The organism is Micromonospora luteifusca, assembly GCF_016907275.1.
Taxonomy (GTDB): domain Bacteria; phylum Actinomycetota; class Actinomycetes; order Mycobacteriales; family Micromonosporaceae; genus Micromonospora; species Micromonospora luteifusca.
The window spans coordinates 4,217,182-4,231,448 of the sequence record NZ_JAFBBP010000001.1 but is presented as its reverse complement, the minus strand read 5'-3'; the positions used below and the strand labels follow the sequence as shown (position 1 = coordinate 4,231,448).

The following is a 14,267-nucleotide window of genomic DNA, read 5'->3' as shown; positions in this document are numbered from 1 at the left end:
TCATATCCCGATAGATTCGGCTGATCGGGAGAGCGACCACGATCGTCCCTGCCCGTGAGACGGAGGCGGGTGGCGATGACAACGGTCCGGGACGCGACGTACGACGTGCTCCGCACCCTCGGCATGACCACCATCTTCGGCAACCCCGGCTCGACCGAGGAGCCGTTCCTGCGGGACTTCCCCGCCGACTTCCATTACGTCCACGCCCTGCAGGAGGCGACGGCGGTCGCGATGGCCGACGGCTACGCCCAGGCCAGCGGAACACCCGCCCACGTCAACCTGCACACCGCCCCGGGCGCCGGCAACGGCATGGGCAACCTGGTCACCGCCTGGCACAACAAGACCCCGTTGATCGTCACCGCCGGCCAGCAGACCCGGGAGATGCTGCTGCTCGAACCTCGCCTGACCAATCGGCGGCCCACCGAACTGCCTCAGCCGTACGTCAAGTGGGCCTACGAGCCGGCCCGGGCGCAGGACATCCCCGCAGCGGTGCTGCGGGCGTACGCGACGGCGGTGCAGCCACCGGCCGGGCCGGTCTTCCTCTCCCTGCCGATGGACGACTGGGCCCAACCCGCCGACTCGCTGCCCGCGGCGCGAACGGTTGCCACCCGGTTCGCGCCGGACCCGCAACGGCTGGACGAGTTCGCCCGGATCCTGGCCGACAGCAACAACCCGGTGCTGGTGTACGGGCCGGGAGTGGACCGCTCCGCAAGCTGGTCGGCCGCGGTCGCGTTCGCCGAGCGGCTGGCCGCACCGGTCTGGTCGGCCCCCGCACCCGAACGCGCCGTGTTCCCGGAGGACCACCCGCACTTTCGCGGTGTGCTGCCGTACGCGATCGGCCCGCTCGCCGAGGCGCTGCGCGGGCACGACACGGTGCTCGTCATCGGTGCTCCGGTGTTCCGCTACTACCCGCACATACCGGGCGGGCACCTACCGGACGGCGCCCGGCTGCTGCATGTCACGGACGACCCCGATGAGGCCGCGCGCGCCCCGGTCGGGGACAGCCTGCTCGGCGACCCGGGGCTGGCCCTGGCCGCGCTGATCGACCTCGTGCCGCCAGCCGACCGGCCACCCCCCGTGCCCCGGGACGCACCGACCCCGCCGGAGATCACCACTCCGCTGAGCGCGGACGCGCTGTTCGCCGGGCTGGCCGGGCACTGGCCGGCGGACGGGGTGCTGGTGCAGGAGTCACCGTCCAATCTGTCCGCACTGCGCCGGCAGTTGCGGATCACCCGCCCGGCGTCGTACTTCACGATGGCCAGCGGCGGCCTCGGCTACGGCCTGCCAGCCGCGATCGGGGTGGCACTCGCCGAGCGGGACACCGGGCGCGGCCGTCCGGTGGTGGCGGTCATCGGTGACGGCTCGTTCCACTACTCGGTGCAGGCGTTGTGGACCGCCGCGCGCCTCGCCCTGCCGGTGGTGGTCGTCGTTCCGGTCAACCAGCAGTACGCGATCCTGAAGGCTTTCGCCGAGCTGAAGGACACTCCCGGGGTGCCCGGACTGGACCTGCCGGGGTTGGACATCGTCGCGATCGCGTCCGGCTACGGCTGCGCCACCGAGGTGATCCAGACCCCCGACCAGCTCGGCGCGGCGCTCGCCACCGGGCTGCGCGCCGACCGTCCCACCGTGTTGCCGGTGCCGATCAGCACCGACGTGCCCAGCATCCTCTGAGCCGGACCTGTCCGCCTCTGAGCCGGCTTCTGAGCTGTGGGCCGGCCGGTCAGCGCGGGGCGATCGAGAGCGGGGCACCGGTGAAGATGTCCAGGACCGGCCGGGCGCCCAGCGGTGCCGCGAGGGTGACGGTGACGGGTTCCAGTTTGAGCACGGCCGGGCAGGGCCCGGTGGCCCGGGTGACGCTGCCGCCGACCACCACGACGTTTGGGCGTTCCCACACCAGCGGCGTGATTCCGGTGTCGCAGGCGCCGACGCCGAGCCGCACGGTCAACCGGGCATCGTCGACCGCTGCGAGGTCCTGGGCGGCCACCAGCCCGTCCGGCAGAGGCCGGGCCGGGGCGGAGGGCTCGGGGACCGGCGTGACGGCCGTCGCGGCGACGGCGAGCCGGGCCACCGGGGTGGCCAGTTCCTTGACAGTGAACAGCCAGGCCGGGACCTGCGCCGCACCCCGGCTGGTCTGGACCGGCACGGTGCCGTACGTGACCCCGGTGACGGTGAGCGAGAGGCAGGCGGTCTGCGTCGTGCTGGTGGCCCACCCGTCCGGCCCCGGTTCGAGGGTGGGGCCACCGGGGCTCGGCCGGCCGGGTCGCTTCGGTCGCCCCGGACAGGGCAACGGATCACCCTGGTCGAGCTGCCGGTACGCCTCGGCCGCGCTGACCAGCGGCAACGTCAGCCGGCCGTCTGGGAATCGGATCTCGCCACCGACCCGGGTGGGCGGGATCGGCACCTGCTCGCGGTACCACCCGGCGCGGAAGGCAGCCTCGGTGTCCGGGGTGAAACGGGGGTCATCGGTGAGCAGGGTCGGCCCCTCCAACGGGACATAGCCGGCGCGCCAGTCGGGGCCGGGCCGCCACGCCTCGGCGACCTCGGTGGCCCGCTGGTCGAACGCCTCGGTGTGGTGTGACCCGCCGCTGGGCCCGTCAGCCGGCTCTGCGCCGTTCGGGGCACAGCCCGCCCCGAGCAGCAACGGGAGTACGAGCAGCAGAAACGGTCGACGCATGTACGGTTCGACGCGTTCGTCGACCCCCCGGTTCCCGGTCGACGCTCAGGTCTCGCCGCCCAGATCCATCTGGTACGCCTCCCAGAGCAGGTCGGCACCGCGCCGCCGGTGCCGGGCCAACCTCCGGAGCAGGTTCCCGGCCCGGTGCCGCACCTCGTCGGGGTTGACCTCGGGCTGCTCGGCGACCCGCTGCACGGCGAGAATCGCGGCGATGATCGCCGAGTGCTCCCGGGTCAGCAACCGCACCCCGTGGTCCAGCCGCGGCGACTGGGTGAGCAACTCCCGGTAGAGGCCGGTGGGGCCTTCGGTGACCCGAACGTGCTCGGTGAACCCCTGCCCCACCGGACGCAGCCGGAGCAGGACCTCTTCGCGCCAGTGCGGCTCGGTGGTGGCCACGGCGACGGCCCGGCCGAACGCGTGCACGTCACCGGCGAGCCCGGCCGGGCGCGGCTGACCGGGCAAACCGATGGGGTGCGGATCGGCCGGAAGCCCGGCCGGGTGCGGGTGCGCGGCGGACGGCCGGGCGACGAGTGACGGCTGCTGGACCGGACCGGCGACCATGGCACCTCCCGCGCTGCTCTGCTACCCCATACCGCGATGGTGAGCCCCGCCCAGCCGCCCTGTCCAGAGCCGGCGAGCGGCTCATCTGCCCCATTGGCCCCAATCACCCCGCAGGCCCCACTGGAACGACTCAACACGCGGTACGTCATCGTGACCGGCCGGGAGCCCCACACGGCCGCGTTCGTCGCCCAGTGGGCCGCTCCGCCGTGCGGCGGCCCCGCTCAGCCGACCGGGGGGTGCTCCGCCAGACGGCGCAGTTGGTTGGCGACGGCGTGCGCGTCGCCGTCCCGGCCGTCGACCGGCCGGCCCGTCGTGATCGCGTCGGCCAGCGCTCGCAGCTCGGACGGGGGCAGGCTGCCCAGCCCCATGCCACGCAGCGGGATGGTGACGCGCCGCCCACTCTCCCGGTCGGTAGCGATGATGGTCGGCACCCGCTGACCACCCGCCGGGGAGTCGTCCCGCTCGTCGCGATACGACACCGCGCCAGCGTCGATCCGAGCGGTGGCGAGGTCGACGCTGCGGGTACCGATCGCGCCCCGGACCCGCGCCCGGCTACCGTCCAACGAGGCGGCCGTGCGGAGCACCCGAAGCACGAGGTAGATGCCGAGCAGGACGAACGGCAGGCCGCACAGCCCGATGAACACACTGGGCCCGGCCTCGCCCCCGCCACCGCCGGAGTCCTGCAGCGCGGGCGGCAGCATTCCCGGCGGCAGGTCGCGAGCCTCCTCATAGGAGGCGAACGGGTCACCAGGGCCGGCCAGCCGGTCCAGCAGGCCGGCGGCGATCAGCGGTAGCACCACGAATGCCGCACCGACGGCCGCGATGAAGACCCCGACCAGCACTGCCATCGTGCGCTGACCGGGCGAGGCACCGACCGACAGTCGCAGCTCCTGGTTCGTCACGGGTGCAGCGTAGGCGAGGCGGCCGAATCGCCGTCTGCGGCGGCTGGCAAGCCCACTCCCTCACCCGGCAGGACCGGCCAGCGACACGGTCAGGCACGTCAGGCACCGCAGTCCACACACAGCGAAGCGCCCCGGCTGGTGGGCCGGGGCGCTTCGCTTCGAGGTGGTGGAGGTGCCGGGAATCGAACCCGGGTCCTTCGCCGGTTTGTCAGGGCTTCTCCGAGCGCAGCTCGCTGTGCCTCTACTCGGCCCCACCGCTCACGCGAGCAAGTTGGTGTGACGGGCCCAGTCGCTGATTAATCTCGCCGCACGGACCCCGCGACCGGGTCCGATTGGCCAGCCTTCTAGCTGATGCCGGCTACTGGGACGAAGGCGTTCCCAGGCCGACAGACTTAGCTACTCGCCTCAGGCGGCGAGAGCGAAGTCAGCGCGAGTGTTCTTGGCGCTTATAAGTTTCCGACGATCGATTCTCGAGACGACGTCGGCTTCCTCGGCTCGCTTCCCCTGTCGCTGCGTACGAAGTCGAAACCAGTCACCCCCTCGACAGGCCGCCGATGTGGCGGCACTGACAAGACTAACGCCTGCCGCAACCACTTTCATCCCGAGCCCCGGGTCGGCGAACCGACCCGGACAAACGGGACGAACTAGTCGTCCATTCCCTTGCCGCGCCGACCGGACACCCGGGCGATCTCCCGGTCCGCGTCCCGCTTGGCGAGGTCCTGACGCTTGTCGTACGACTTCTTGCCCTTCGCCAGGGCGATCTCGACCTTGGCCCAGCCGTCGGAGAAGTAGACCTGCAACGGGACGATGGTCAAACCGCCCTCGCGGGTCTTGCCGAGCAGCCGGTCGATCTCTCCCCGATTGAGGAGCAACTTGCGGGTACGCCGCGGCTCGTGGTTGGTCCAGGTGCCCTGGGTGTACTCCGGGATGTGCATGGCGTGCAGATACAACTCGCCGTCACGCTCCTGGGCAAACGCGTCGACCAGCGACGCCCGCCCGGCCCGCAACGACTTGACCTCGGTGCCGGTCAGCGCCATGCCCGCCTCGTACGTGTCGAGGATCGCGTAGTCGTGGCGCGCCTTCTTGTTGGAGGCGACCACCTTGCGCCCCTTTTCCCGTGGCATCGGTGCCACCCCCTCTCCGGACGTCCGTGGGCCGGGCTCACCCCGGCCGGACAACGGATCATGCTACCCGAATGACAAGGACCCTCCCGCGCCGTTTATTTCCGGGCGGGAGGGTCCTCAGGTCAGCGACGAAACAGCTAGACCCGCAGGTAGAACCGGAGGGTGATCCAGGCGGTGGCGGCGCTGATCAGGCCGCCGACGCCCGCCATCAGCGGGAAGATGAACATGATGTCGCCCCAGCTGATCGGCGACAGCAGCCCCTCCAGGGCCTTGAGTGACCCGTCGAAGAGCAGATATTTCGCCGCGATCAGTGCGACCAGGCCGAGCAGTGAACCGATCAGACCCGCGACCACGGCCTCCAGCACGAACGGCGCCTGGATGAACCAGTTCGACGCGCCGACGAGCTTCATGACCGCGACCTCACGTCGCTTGCTGTACGCGGCGACCTGAATGGTGTTCGCGACGAGCAGCAGGGCGGCGACCGCCATCACGATGGCGGCAGCCAGCGCGATGTTCTGGATCGCGGTGAGGATGTTGAAGATCTTGTCCAGCAGCTTGCTCTGGTCGACGATCTCGTCGACGCCCTCGGTGTTCTTGTACTGGTCGTAGATGTTCTTGTACTGCTCCGGGTTCTTCAGCTTGATCCGGAACGACGGCGGGAGGCTGTCCTCCTTGACGGCGCTGATCAGATCCGGCGCGTCCTGGAACATCTCCTGGAACCGCTTGTACGCCTCGGCCTTGTCGACGTAGATGACGTCGCTGATCAACGGGTCGACCTCGAGCTTCGAGTTCACCTGCTCGCGCTGCTCATCGGTGACGTCGGTCTTGAGGAAGATCGAGACTTGGATGTTCTTGTAGTAGAGGTCCTTCATGTCGTCGACCTGGCGGTACATCAGACCGCTGGCGCCGAGCATGGTCAGCGAGACCGCCATCGTGATGATCATCGCGATGGACATGGTCACGTTGCGCCACAGTCCGACCAGTACCTCGGACAGGACGTATTTCACGCGCATCGGGATTTCCTCCGGGTCTCCGGCATGAAGTGTTCGTCGTCAGGCTGCGCAGGGGCGGAGCGGGGGCTCACCCGTAGACGCCGCGGGCCTGGTCACGCACGATCCGACCGCTCTCGATCTCGACGACGCGGCGGCGCATCTGGTTAACGATGTTGGAGTCGTGGGTGACCATCACGACGGTCGTGCCGGTGCGGTTGATCCGGTCCAGCAGGCGCATGATCTCGATCGAGGTGTCCGGGTCCAGGTTTCCGGTCGGCTCGTCCGCCAGCAGGATCAGCGGACGGTTCACGAACGCCCGGGCGACGGCGACCCGCTGCTGCTCACCACCGGAGAGCTCATGCGGGTAGCGGTGCTCCTTGCCACCGAGCCCGACCAGCTCCAACACCTCCGGCACGACCCGGCGGGCAACCGCCTTGGTCTTGCCGATCACCTCGAGGGCGAACGCCACGTTCTCGTAGGCGGTGCGGTTCGGCAGCAGCCGGAAGTCCTGGAAGACACAGCCGATGGAGCGCCGGAAGTGGGGTCGCTTCCAGGAGCGCATCGACGTGACGTCCTTGCCGTTGACGACGACGCGCCCCTTGTTGGGGGCAACCTCGTGCAGCAGCATTTTGATGATCGTGGACTTGCCGGAGCCGGATGGACCGATGAAGAAGACGAACTCGCCCTTCTCGATCGAGACGGACACGTTGTCGAGCGAAGGCCGGGACGCCTTCGGGTACGTCTTCGTCACTTGCTCAAGCTGAATCACGGGTGGTGAGTCTACGCGGTGTAACAACTGAGCCAAGCCCCACGCCCCGCCGAACCGGCGCGAGTCGTCGAATCACGCCTCTACCTGGAGATCGACGAAGCGTTCCGCCCGCGAGTCGTCACGCTCAGTCGTTGGCGAGTTGCCGCTGCTTGCGCCAACGGATCCCGGCTTCGATGAAACCGTCCAGATCGCCGTCGAACACCGCGCTCGGATTGCCGGTCTCCTGCTCGGTTCGGAGATCCTTCACCATCTGATACGGGTGCAGGACGTAGGAGCGCATCTGGTCGCCCCACGAACCGGCGGCGTTCTCCTTGAGCCCCTCCAGCTTGGCCTGTTCCTCCTGGCGCTTGCGCTCCAACAGTCGGGCCTGGAGCACCCGCAGCGCGGAGGCCTTGTTCTGCAGCTGGGACTTCTCGTTCTGGCAGGTGACCACGATGCCGGTCGGGATGTGGGTCAGTCGGACCGCCGAGTCGGTGGTGTTGACGCTCTGCCCACCGGGGCCGGAGGAGCGGTAGACGTCGACCCGTACCTCGTTCTCGGGGATGTCGATGTGGTCGGTCTGCTCGGTGACCGGCAGGACCTCGACGCCCGCGAAGCTGGTCTGCCGGCGGCCCTGGTTGTCGAACGGGCTGATCCGGACCAACCGGTGGGTGCCCGACTCGACGCTGAGCGTGCCGTACGCGTAGGGCACCTTGACCGCGAAGGTGGCCGACTTCAGGCCCGCCTCTTCGGCGTAGGAGGTCTCGTAGACCTCGGTCGGGTAGCCGTGCCGCTCGGCCCAGCGCAGGTACATCCGCAGCAGCATCTCGGCGAAGTCCGCCGCGTCCACGCCACCGGCGCCGGCCCGGATGGCGACCAGCGCCTCCCGGGAGTCGTACTCGCCGGAGAGCAGGGTGCGGACCTCCATCTCCTGGATGGCCTTCGTCAGCCCGGTGATCTCCGACTCGACCTCGGTCAGCACGCCCGGGTCGGCCTCCGCCTCGGCCAGCTCCAGCAGCACCTGGGCGTCGTCGAGGCCGGAGCGCAGGCTGCCCAGCTTGCTGATCTCGCCGTTGACGTACGACAGCTGCGAGGTCACCTGCTGAGCCTTGGCCTGGTCGTCCCACAGGTCGGGGGCAGAAGCCTCCTGCTCAAGGCGGGCCTTGTCCTCGTGGAGCCGGTCGAGGTTGAGGACGGCCTCGATGTTTCGCAGGGTCGCGTCGAGTTCCTTGAGCTGTTCGGCGTAATCGGCAGCGGTCACGACAGATAAGCGTACTGCGCGGGCGAGGAGCGAGCTTGCGAGCCCCGCGGGCCGACGCCAAATTGACGCTGCGCCACCGTGGGCCGAGCAGCTCGTTCCGTCTGCGGGAACCCGCCGATCATCACCCGACGGGGGCGGACTTCAACCACGACAGCGCCGCACGGTGGTAGGCGACGGCGAACTCCAGCGCGCTGGCGTCGTACGTCTCCCCGTCCCGTTTGGCGTTCTTCACCTGCTCCCGGACCTGGGCGAGCGCCTCGGTGTGGTATTCGTTGGCCGAGGCGTACAGGCCCTTCAGTTGGCTGGCGGAGTGCAGGTTGCCGAAGGCCATCCGCAGCGCTATCGGATTGCGGATGGTGTCCCGCCCCGGGTTCTCGGCCAGCCAGCGGGAGAAGGTCCTCTTCCCGCTGGCGGTGAGTGCGTACGGCTGGCTCATCCGCGGCCCGGGCTTACCGAGCCGCACGAAACCCCGCTCAGCCAGCACCGGCAACTCGCGGTAGACCTGACTGCGGGTCATCGACCAGTACGGCGCCAGACGGCGCTCAGCGGCGGCCATCAACTGGCCGCCTGTCATCGGGCCCTCATGGAGGAGGCCGAGCAGGGCCGCCGCCGTAGGGTTGACTCCGGAATCCGCCATGCCCACTACGCTGCCACTTTGCGCACCCGGCGTCCAGGATTTGCCAGTTTGCCACCCAACAGGACTTCCTAAGTGCACTGTCGGCGGCAGACTGTCCGTTGAGGACTATCAATGGGTTAACCCATTCGGCCGACCGCCGGCGGCGCCACGCGTGCCGCCGGCGGGTCGTCGCCGCTCAGCCCATGTGGGGGTACGTGTGGTCGGTCGGCGGCACGAAGGTCTCCTTGATCGTGCGCGGCGACACCCAGCGGACCAGGTTCAGCCAGGAACCGGCCTTGTCGTTGGTGCCGCTGGCCCGGGCACCGCCGAACGGCTGCTGCCCGACCACCGCGCCGGTCGGCTTGTCGTTGATGTAGAAGTTGCCGGCCGCGTACCGCATCCGCTCGCCGACGGCGTCGATCACCCGGCGGTCGGTGGCGAAGATCGACCCGGTGAGCGCGTACGGCGCGATCGACTCGGCCTGCGTCACCACGTCGTCGAAGCGGGCGTCGTCGAACACGTGCACGCCCAGGATCGGCCCGAAGTACTCGGTGGTGAAGGTCTCGTGGGCGGCGTCGGAGCACTCGAAGATCGTCGGCCGGACGAAGTAGCCGACCGAGTCGTCGGCGGTGCCACCGGCCAGCACCCGGCAGGTGTCATCGCCGTTGATCAGCTCCAGCGCGGCGGTGTGCCGGGCGAACGCCTTGTCGTCGATCACGGCGCCGCCGAAGTTGCTGAAGTCGGTGACGTCGCCGTAGGTCAGCGAGTCGGTGGTGGCGGCCAGCCGGTCCCGCAGCCCACCCTCCCAGATCGAGCGCGGCACGTACGCCCGCGAAGCCGCCGAGCACTTCTGGCCCTGGTACTCGAAAGCGCCACGGATCAGGGCGGTGTGCAGGGCGTCCACGTCGGCGCTGGTGTGCGCGACCACGAAGTCCTTGCCGCCGGTCTCGCCGACCAGGCGCGGGTAGCCCCGGTAGCGGGCGATGTTGTCGCCGACGGTCCGCCACAACTGCTGGAAGACCTTGGTCGAACCGGTGAAGTGGATGCCGGCCAGATCCGGGTCCGCGAGCACGACGTCGGAGACCTCTTCGCCCCGGCCGGTGACCATGTTGATCACGCCGGGCGGCAGGCCGGCGGCCTCGAACAGCCGCATGGTGAAGTGCGCGGCGAACTGCTGGGTCGGGCCCGGCTTCCAGATCACCGTGTTGCCCAGCAGAGCCGGCGCCGACGGCAGGTTGCCGGCGATCGCGGTGAAGTTGAACGGGGTGACCGCGTAGACGAAGCCCTCCAGTGGGCGGTGGTCGAAACGGTTCCAGACGCCCGGCGAGGACGCCGGCTGCTCCTCGAGCAGGCGGCGGGCGAAGTGCACGTTGAACCGGAGGAAGTCGATGAACTCGCACGCCGAGTCGATCTCCGCCTGGATCGCGGTCTTCGACTGGCCGAGCATGGTGGCGGCGTTGAGGGTGTCGCGCCAGGGACCGGCGAGCAGCTCGGCGGCGCGCAGGAAGATCGCGGCGCGCTCCTCGAAGGGCAGCGCCCGCCACATCGGGGCGGCGTCCTTGGCGGCCTTGATCGCGGCCCGGGCGTCGTCGTGGGTGGCGTGCGCGGTCACCCCCAGCACGTGCGCGTGCCGGTGCGGCTGCACCACATTGATCGGGTCACCGGCGGCCATCCGCTGCTCACCGCCGATGGTCATCGGCAGGTCGATGCGCTCGGCGGCGAGCTCGGTCAGCCGCCGCTGGAGCCGGTCCCGGTCGGGGCTGCCCGGCTCGTAGTTGCGAACCGGCTCGTTGCGCGGCTCGGGAACGGAGAAGACGGCATCCATCAGGGCTCCTGGCGATCTCGACAGCAGTGGCGAAACCGGACCCGCGGGCACCGACCGGACGGCCGGACACCGGACACCGCACCGGAGGGCCGAGCAGCGGCGGGACCTCCGGTAATTGTCCCATGAAGGGCTGCACGCCCCACCTCGGCCACCGCCTTCAACCAAGGACCGGCCCACCCCTCCTCCCCTTACCGACCGGGCTCGATCCGGTGCCCGCCCCTGCTCCGGGCAGCCGCCCCGCCGGAGAGCCTCGCCGGGACGTACCCCGTTCGGCCGTCCCGGGGCGGCGGGGAGCCCAGCGGGCCCGCGTACCCTGAATGGTCGGTGACCTGCCGCCTCGAAGGGGAGACGATGACCAAGCAGCCCGGCCGCGTCCCGGCCGCGGAGTCGCACGAGCCGGCGGCCGACGTGGCCAGCCCCAGCAGCCGGCCGCTGCCCGCTCCCGGCGCGGCGGTGCTCGCGCTGCTGGCGCTCGGGTGGCTGACCGCCATGCTCTGGTCCACCCGGGAGGCCATCAACTCGGCGGCGGCCGGGGTCACCGCGATCAGTCTCTCCGCGTTCGCCCTGCCCGGCGTGATCTCGGCCGCTCTGGTGTGTGGGGCGGCCGTCGCGCTGGCCGGCGGCAACCTGCTGGCCCGCCGGTACGGCGACTGGGCCACCCTGCGCTTCGCCGGTGCCATCGGCGGCGGAATGCTGGTCGGGTTGGCGGCCGCACTGGCCATCAACCTCACCTACTTCGACACCTCGACCACCAACGTGATCGCCGGCACCACGGCCGCCGCGGCAATCATCGGTGGCGCGGTGGCCGGCGCGCGGACCGCCCCGGCGGTCGGTGCGGTGGTGACCGCCGCGCTGGGCACACTGCTCTTCGTGGTCGCGTTCAGCCGCGCCCGGGACCCGCTGTTCAACCTCTTCGGAGCCGGCGACAGCCAAGAGTCGGTGATCAACGCCGCCAAGTGGGTGTCGCGTACCGAATCGCTCGTCGCCGGGCTGCTCGCCGGGCTGCTCGCATACGGCTACCTGACCTGGGCACGGCGTCGGGCCGTTCGCCGTGATCCCGAGACCCCAGCGCTGCGCTGGCCGGCATACCTGCTCGCCGGTGCCGGGCCGGGGCTGCTTCTCCTGCTCGCCGAGGTGATCATCCGGATCGGCGGTCGGTCGCTGCTCGATCTGGCCAGCGCACTCAGCGAAGCGGACGCCGTGGCGCAGACCTCGCTGGGCAGCTCACGGGTGGACAACGGCATCTGGGTGCTCTTCGTGGGGGCGCTGACCGCGCTGATCGCCTTCGGCCGCACGCTCGGCCCGGCGACCCGCAGCGACGACGAACCGGCCGACGACTCGGACACCGGCACGGACCGGGTCGCCCCCGAGGACGACGAGCCCGACCCGGCCGAGACGTTCGACCCGGCCGAGGCCTTCGACCCGGACCCGGCCAAGGCGGACCCGGCCCGCTGACGTCGGGCGGGGCTGTTGCCCGCTGGCGTACGCGTGGTGGTGTGGCCTGTGGTTCAGCTGGCTGCGCGTAGCAGCAGGTCCAGCTCCGACACGTCGTACCACTCCAGCTCGTGGTCCTCGGCGCCATCAACGGTGAACTGGGCATCGGGGTCGCCGGCGGCAGCCTCGGCCACCACTTCGGCCGCCGCGGCGACCTCCTCGACCGCGTCCGCGCCGTCCACGTGGATGGCCGCGACGGCACCCACCGGCACGGCGTCGGCCAACGTCACCGTGCTGGAACCCAACTCACCGTCACCCCGCCCGAGCGCGCTCGCCGGCAGGTCGGCCGAGACGACGACGCGGCGGCGGGGAGCGGTCGGGTCGGCCCGGAGCAGGTTCAGCGCGTCCTGGGCGGCCCGGGTGAACGCGACGTACTCCAACTCCTCCTCGTCGCCCTCGGCGTACCACTCGCGCAGCGCCGGGGTCACCGCATGGGCCTCGTCGGCGGCCAGCCCCTCCTCACGCAGTCGGGCCAGCATCGGTACGGTCGCCGGCACGTACACCCGGACAAGCTCGTCGGTCACCGGTCGTCTCCCCGCCTCGTCCTCCACCGGCGTCCGCCGGCACGGGCGCAGATCATGCCGCACGCCGTGACCGTCATACACCCCGGCTCCGGCCGGTGGAAGTTCCCGACCGGTGTGTCTCGGGAGGTCGGCAGGCCGCCGGCCCGCCCGGATGCTGGGCGGTCGGGGCTGTCGGTGGCAAACTGAAGCAAACGACCCCAACCCCGGGAGTTCCTGTGGAGCCGAGGTTCCTGCTGCTCTCCGACGTCGCCGCCGAGCTGAACGTGTCGGATTCGCAGGTCTACCACATGGTGCGCAGCGGCGAACTGCCGGCGATCAAGATCGGTGGGCGCGGCCAGTGGCGCGTCGAGCGTGCGCGCTTGGAAGAGTACATAGCGCGCAAGTACGACGAAACAGCGGACTGGGTCCAGCACAATCCGCTGGTCGATCGCGATCCAGAGTAGACCGGACGCCGAGCCCGGCCAGCCCAGCTTGCCTGCCTGCGTGCCATGCCCAGCCGCACCCTTCGCGTGATCCACCCGCATCGGCGCACCTCTCCGCGTGATCCACCCGATGCCACCGCACCCCTCGGCTTGATCCACTCCATGTCGCCGAAGTTGCGGTGTCGAGCCGGTCCGGATACCGCCATATCGGCGAAATGGAGTGGATCAAGCCGCGGAAGGGGGGCATTCCGGGGTTGAGCCATTGACCGGGGCCGCTTTGTCGCCCAGAATCGAGTTCGTCGGAGGCAAACGAAAGCAAACGCAAGATCAAGGGGGAACGATGAGCGAGGCGCGACCCGGTCCTTCCCGGCCACCCGTGCGACTGCGCCCCGTCCCGCCCATTGACCCGCCATACGTCGACGAGACCGACGAGGCGTACTGGCCGGCACCGACACACGGTCAGCTCGCTCTCGATCTGTTCGCCTCGACCCGGCCGGAACCGGTCCGGCCGCCGGAGCGCCGGGCCGCTCTTCGCCCGGTGTCCAGCCGGTCGACCACGCACCCGGTCACGCCGATACCGCCAGCGACCGCCCCGGAAGCCACCCGAGCCGCCCATCGGTTCGTCGGCAGTTGCCTGGAGGTGGTGAACGGCTACCGTTCGCCAGCACAGGTGCGGGCCCTGCTCGACCCGGCCCGGGCAAGTGACCTTCTGACCGAGCTGGCCCGCGCGTCCGGGCGGGCCGCGGTACCTCGCCGCCGCGCCAGCCGACCAATGGTCCGGCTACTCCGCCTGCGGGTCTGCGAGCCCCGGGAGGCCGCGGTGGAGGCGGCGGCCGTCCTCACCGGCGCGGGCGGTCAGAGCTGGGCGATGGCGCTCCGCTTGGAGCATCGCCGGGGCCGCTGGCTCTGCACCGCCCTGCACGTCCTCTGACCAAGCCCGAGCCACGCGCGGCCCGGATCCACGCGCGGCCCCAGCTACGCGCGACCTCGGCAAAGCCCCCAGCCAACACGGCCCCCAGCCAGGCGCGGCCCCCAAGCCACGCACGGTCCCAGCCACGCAAGGCCCGCAGCCAGGCGGGGCCCCGCCACGCACGGGCCCAGCCACGCACGCCCAAGCAAAAGCT

14 protein-coding genes and 1 other RNA gene are annotated in these 14,267 nt (G+C 70.5%); 4 read left to right on the top strand and 11 right to left on the bottom strand.

Annotated elements, in window-relative coordinates; genetic code table 11:
* Window positions 1-75: 75 nt before the first annotated feature.
* Entirely contained in the window at window positions 76-1,671 is a 1,596-nt protein-coding gene (mdlC, locus tag JOD64_RS19285; RefSeq protein ID WP_204943492.1) for a benzoylformate decarboxylase, read from the top strand.
* Window positions 1,672-1,720: 49 nt separating this feature from the next.
* Here the strand turns inward: mdlC and JOD64_RS19280 are convergent, their stop codons facing one another.
* The 10 genes from JOD64_RS19280 to pruA form a co-directional block, all read right to left on the bottom strand.
* Window positions 1,721-2,674, bottom strand: a complete 954-nt coding sequence (locus tag JOD64_RS19280; RefSeq protein ID WP_204943491.1) for a hypothetical protein — start codon at window positions 2,672-2,674, stop codon at window positions 1,721-1,723.
* A 45-nt stretch (window positions 2,675-2,719) separates the two neighbouring features.
* Window positions 2,720-3,235, bottom strand: a complete 516-nt coding sequence (locus JOD64_RS19275) for a hypothetical protein (protein ID WP_204943490.1) — start codon at window positions 3,233-3,235, stop codon at window positions 2,720-2,722.
* Between the two features lie 221 nt (window positions 3,236-3,456).
* The gene (locus tag JOD64_RS19270) at window positions 3,457-4,137 is read right to left on the bottom strand and encodes a hypothetical protein (RefSeq protein ID WP_204943489.1); all 681 of its coding nucleotides are present in this window, start codon (window positions 4,135-4,137) and stop codon (window positions 3,457-3,459) included.
* A gap of 164 nt (window positions 4,138-4,301) precedes the next feature.
* Window positions 4,302-4,677, bottom strand: a transfer-messenger RNA (tmRNA) gene (ssrA, locus tag JOD64_RS19265).
* Between the two features lie 104 nt (window positions 4,678-4,781).
* Window positions 4,782-5,261, bottom strand: coding sequence for an SsrA-binding protein SmpB (gene smpB, locus JOD64_RS19260; RefSeq protein WP_204943488.1), 480 nt, complete (start codon window positions 5,259-5,261; stop codon window positions 4,782-4,784).
* Between the two features lie 137 nt (window positions 5,262-5,398).
* Window positions 5,399-6,274, bottom strand: coding sequence for a permease-like cell division protein FtsX (gene ftsX / locus JOD64_RS19255; protein WP_204943487.1), 876 nt, complete (start codon window positions 6,272-6,274; stop codon window positions 5,399-5,401).
* Window positions 6,275-6,341: 67 nt separating this feature from the next.
* Complete coding sequence (gene ftsE / locus JOD64_RS19250) at window positions 6,342-7,022, bottom strand: cell division ATP-binding protein FtsE (RefSeq protein WP_030331491.1); 681 nt, start codon at window positions 7,020-7,022, stop codon at window positions 6,342-6,344.
* A gap of 124 nt (window positions 7,023-7,146) precedes the next feature.
* Window positions 7,147-8,262 carry a peptide chain release factor 2 gene (prfB, locus tag JOD64_RS19245; protein ID WP_204943486.1) on the bottom strand — a complete coding sequence of 372 codons (1,116 nt, stop codon included), beginning with the start codon at window positions 8,260-8,262 and terminating at the stop codon, window positions 7,147-7,149.
* A 121-nt stretch (window positions 8,263-8,383) separates the two neighbouring features.
* Entirely contained in the window at window positions 8,384-8,899 is a 516-nt protein-coding gene (locus tag JOD64_RS19240) for a PadR family transcriptional regulator (RefSeq protein ID WP_091393967.1), read from the bottom strand.
* A 175-nt stretch (window positions 8,900-9,074) separates the two neighbouring features.
* A complete protein-coding gene (pruA, locus tag JOD64_RS19235; RefSeq protein ID WP_204943485.1) occupies window positions 9,075-10,703 on the bottom strand; it encodes an L-glutamate gamma-semialdehyde dehydrogenase in 1,629 nt (542 codons plus the stop codon).
* Between the two features lie 351 nt (window positions 10,704-11,054).
* On the opposite strand from pruA, the gene JOD64_RS19230 reads away from it, so the two are divergent.
* On the top strand, window positions 11,055-12,158 hold the full coding sequence (locus JOD64_RS19230; protein ID WP_204943484.1) for a hypothetical protein: 1,104 nt from the start codon (window positions 11,055-11,057) through the stop codon (window positions 12,156-12,158).
* Between the two features lie 53 nt (window positions 12,159-12,211).
* Here the strand turns inward: JOD64_RS19230 and JOD64_RS19225 are convergent, their stop codons facing one another.
* Window positions 12,212-12,721 carry a DUF6912 family protein gene (locus JOD64_RS19225; protein WP_204943483.1) on the bottom strand — a complete coding sequence of 170 codons (510 nt, stop codon included), beginning with the start codon at window positions 12,719-12,721 and terminating at the stop codon, window positions 12,212-12,214.
* A 215-nt stretch (window positions 12,722-12,936) separates the two neighbouring features.
* Here JOD64_RS19225 and JOD64_RS19220 point away from each other — a divergent pair, with 215 nt between their 5' ends.
* Both JOD64_RS19220 and JOD64_RS19215 read left to right on the top strand, forming a co-directional pair.
* The gene (locus JOD64_RS19220) at window positions 12,937-13,164 is read left to right on the top strand and encodes a helix-turn-helix domain-containing protein (protein ID WP_204943482.1); all 228 of its coding nucleotides are present in this window, start codon (window positions 12,937-12,939) and stop codon (window positions 13,162-13,164) included.
* A 319-nt stretch (window positions 13,165-13,483) separates the two neighbouring features.
* Entirely contained in the window at window positions 13,484-14,074 is a 591-nt protein-coding gene (locus tag JOD64_RS19215) for an Rv3235 family protein (protein WP_204943481.1), read from the top strand.
* The last annotated feature ends 193 nt before the right edge of the window (window positions 14,075-14,267 follow it).

Coding starts and splice junctions, on each gene's coding strand:
- mdlC (WP_204943492.1), top strand. CDS start 76: ATGACAACGGTCCGGGACGCGACGTACGACGTGCTCCGCACCCTCGGC.
- JOD64_RS19280 (WP_204943491.1), bottom strand. CDS start 2,674: ATGCGTCGACCGTTTCTGCTGCTCGTACTCCCGTTGCTGCTCGGGGCG.
- JOD64_RS19275 (WP_204943490.1), bottom strand. CDS start 3,235: ATGGTCGCCGGTCCGGTCCAGCAGCCGTCACTCGTCGCCCGGCCGTCC.
- smpB (WP_204943488.1), bottom strand. CDS start 5,261: ATGCCACGGGAAAAGGGGCGCAAGGTGGTCGCCTCCAACAAGAAGGCG.
- ftsX (WP_204943487.1), bottom strand. CDS start 6,274: ATGCGCGTGAAATACGTCCTGTCCGAGGTACTGGTCGGACTGTGGCGC.
- JOD64_RS19240 (WP_091393967.1), bottom strand. CDS start 8,899: ATGGCGGATTCCGGAGTCAACCCTACGGCGGCGGCCCTGCTCGGCCTC.
- pruA (WP_204943485.1), bottom strand. CDS start 10,703: ATGGATGCCGTCTTCTCCGTTCCCGAGCCGCGCAACGAGCCGGTTCGC.
- JOD64_RS19230 (WP_204943484.1), top strand. CDS start 11,055: ATGACCAAGCAGCCCGGCCGCGTCCCGGCCGCGGAGTCGCACGAGCCG.
- JOD64_RS19215 (WP_204943481.1), top strand. CDS start 13,484: ATGAGCGAGGCGCGACCCGGTCCTTCCCGGCCACCCGTGCGACTGCGC.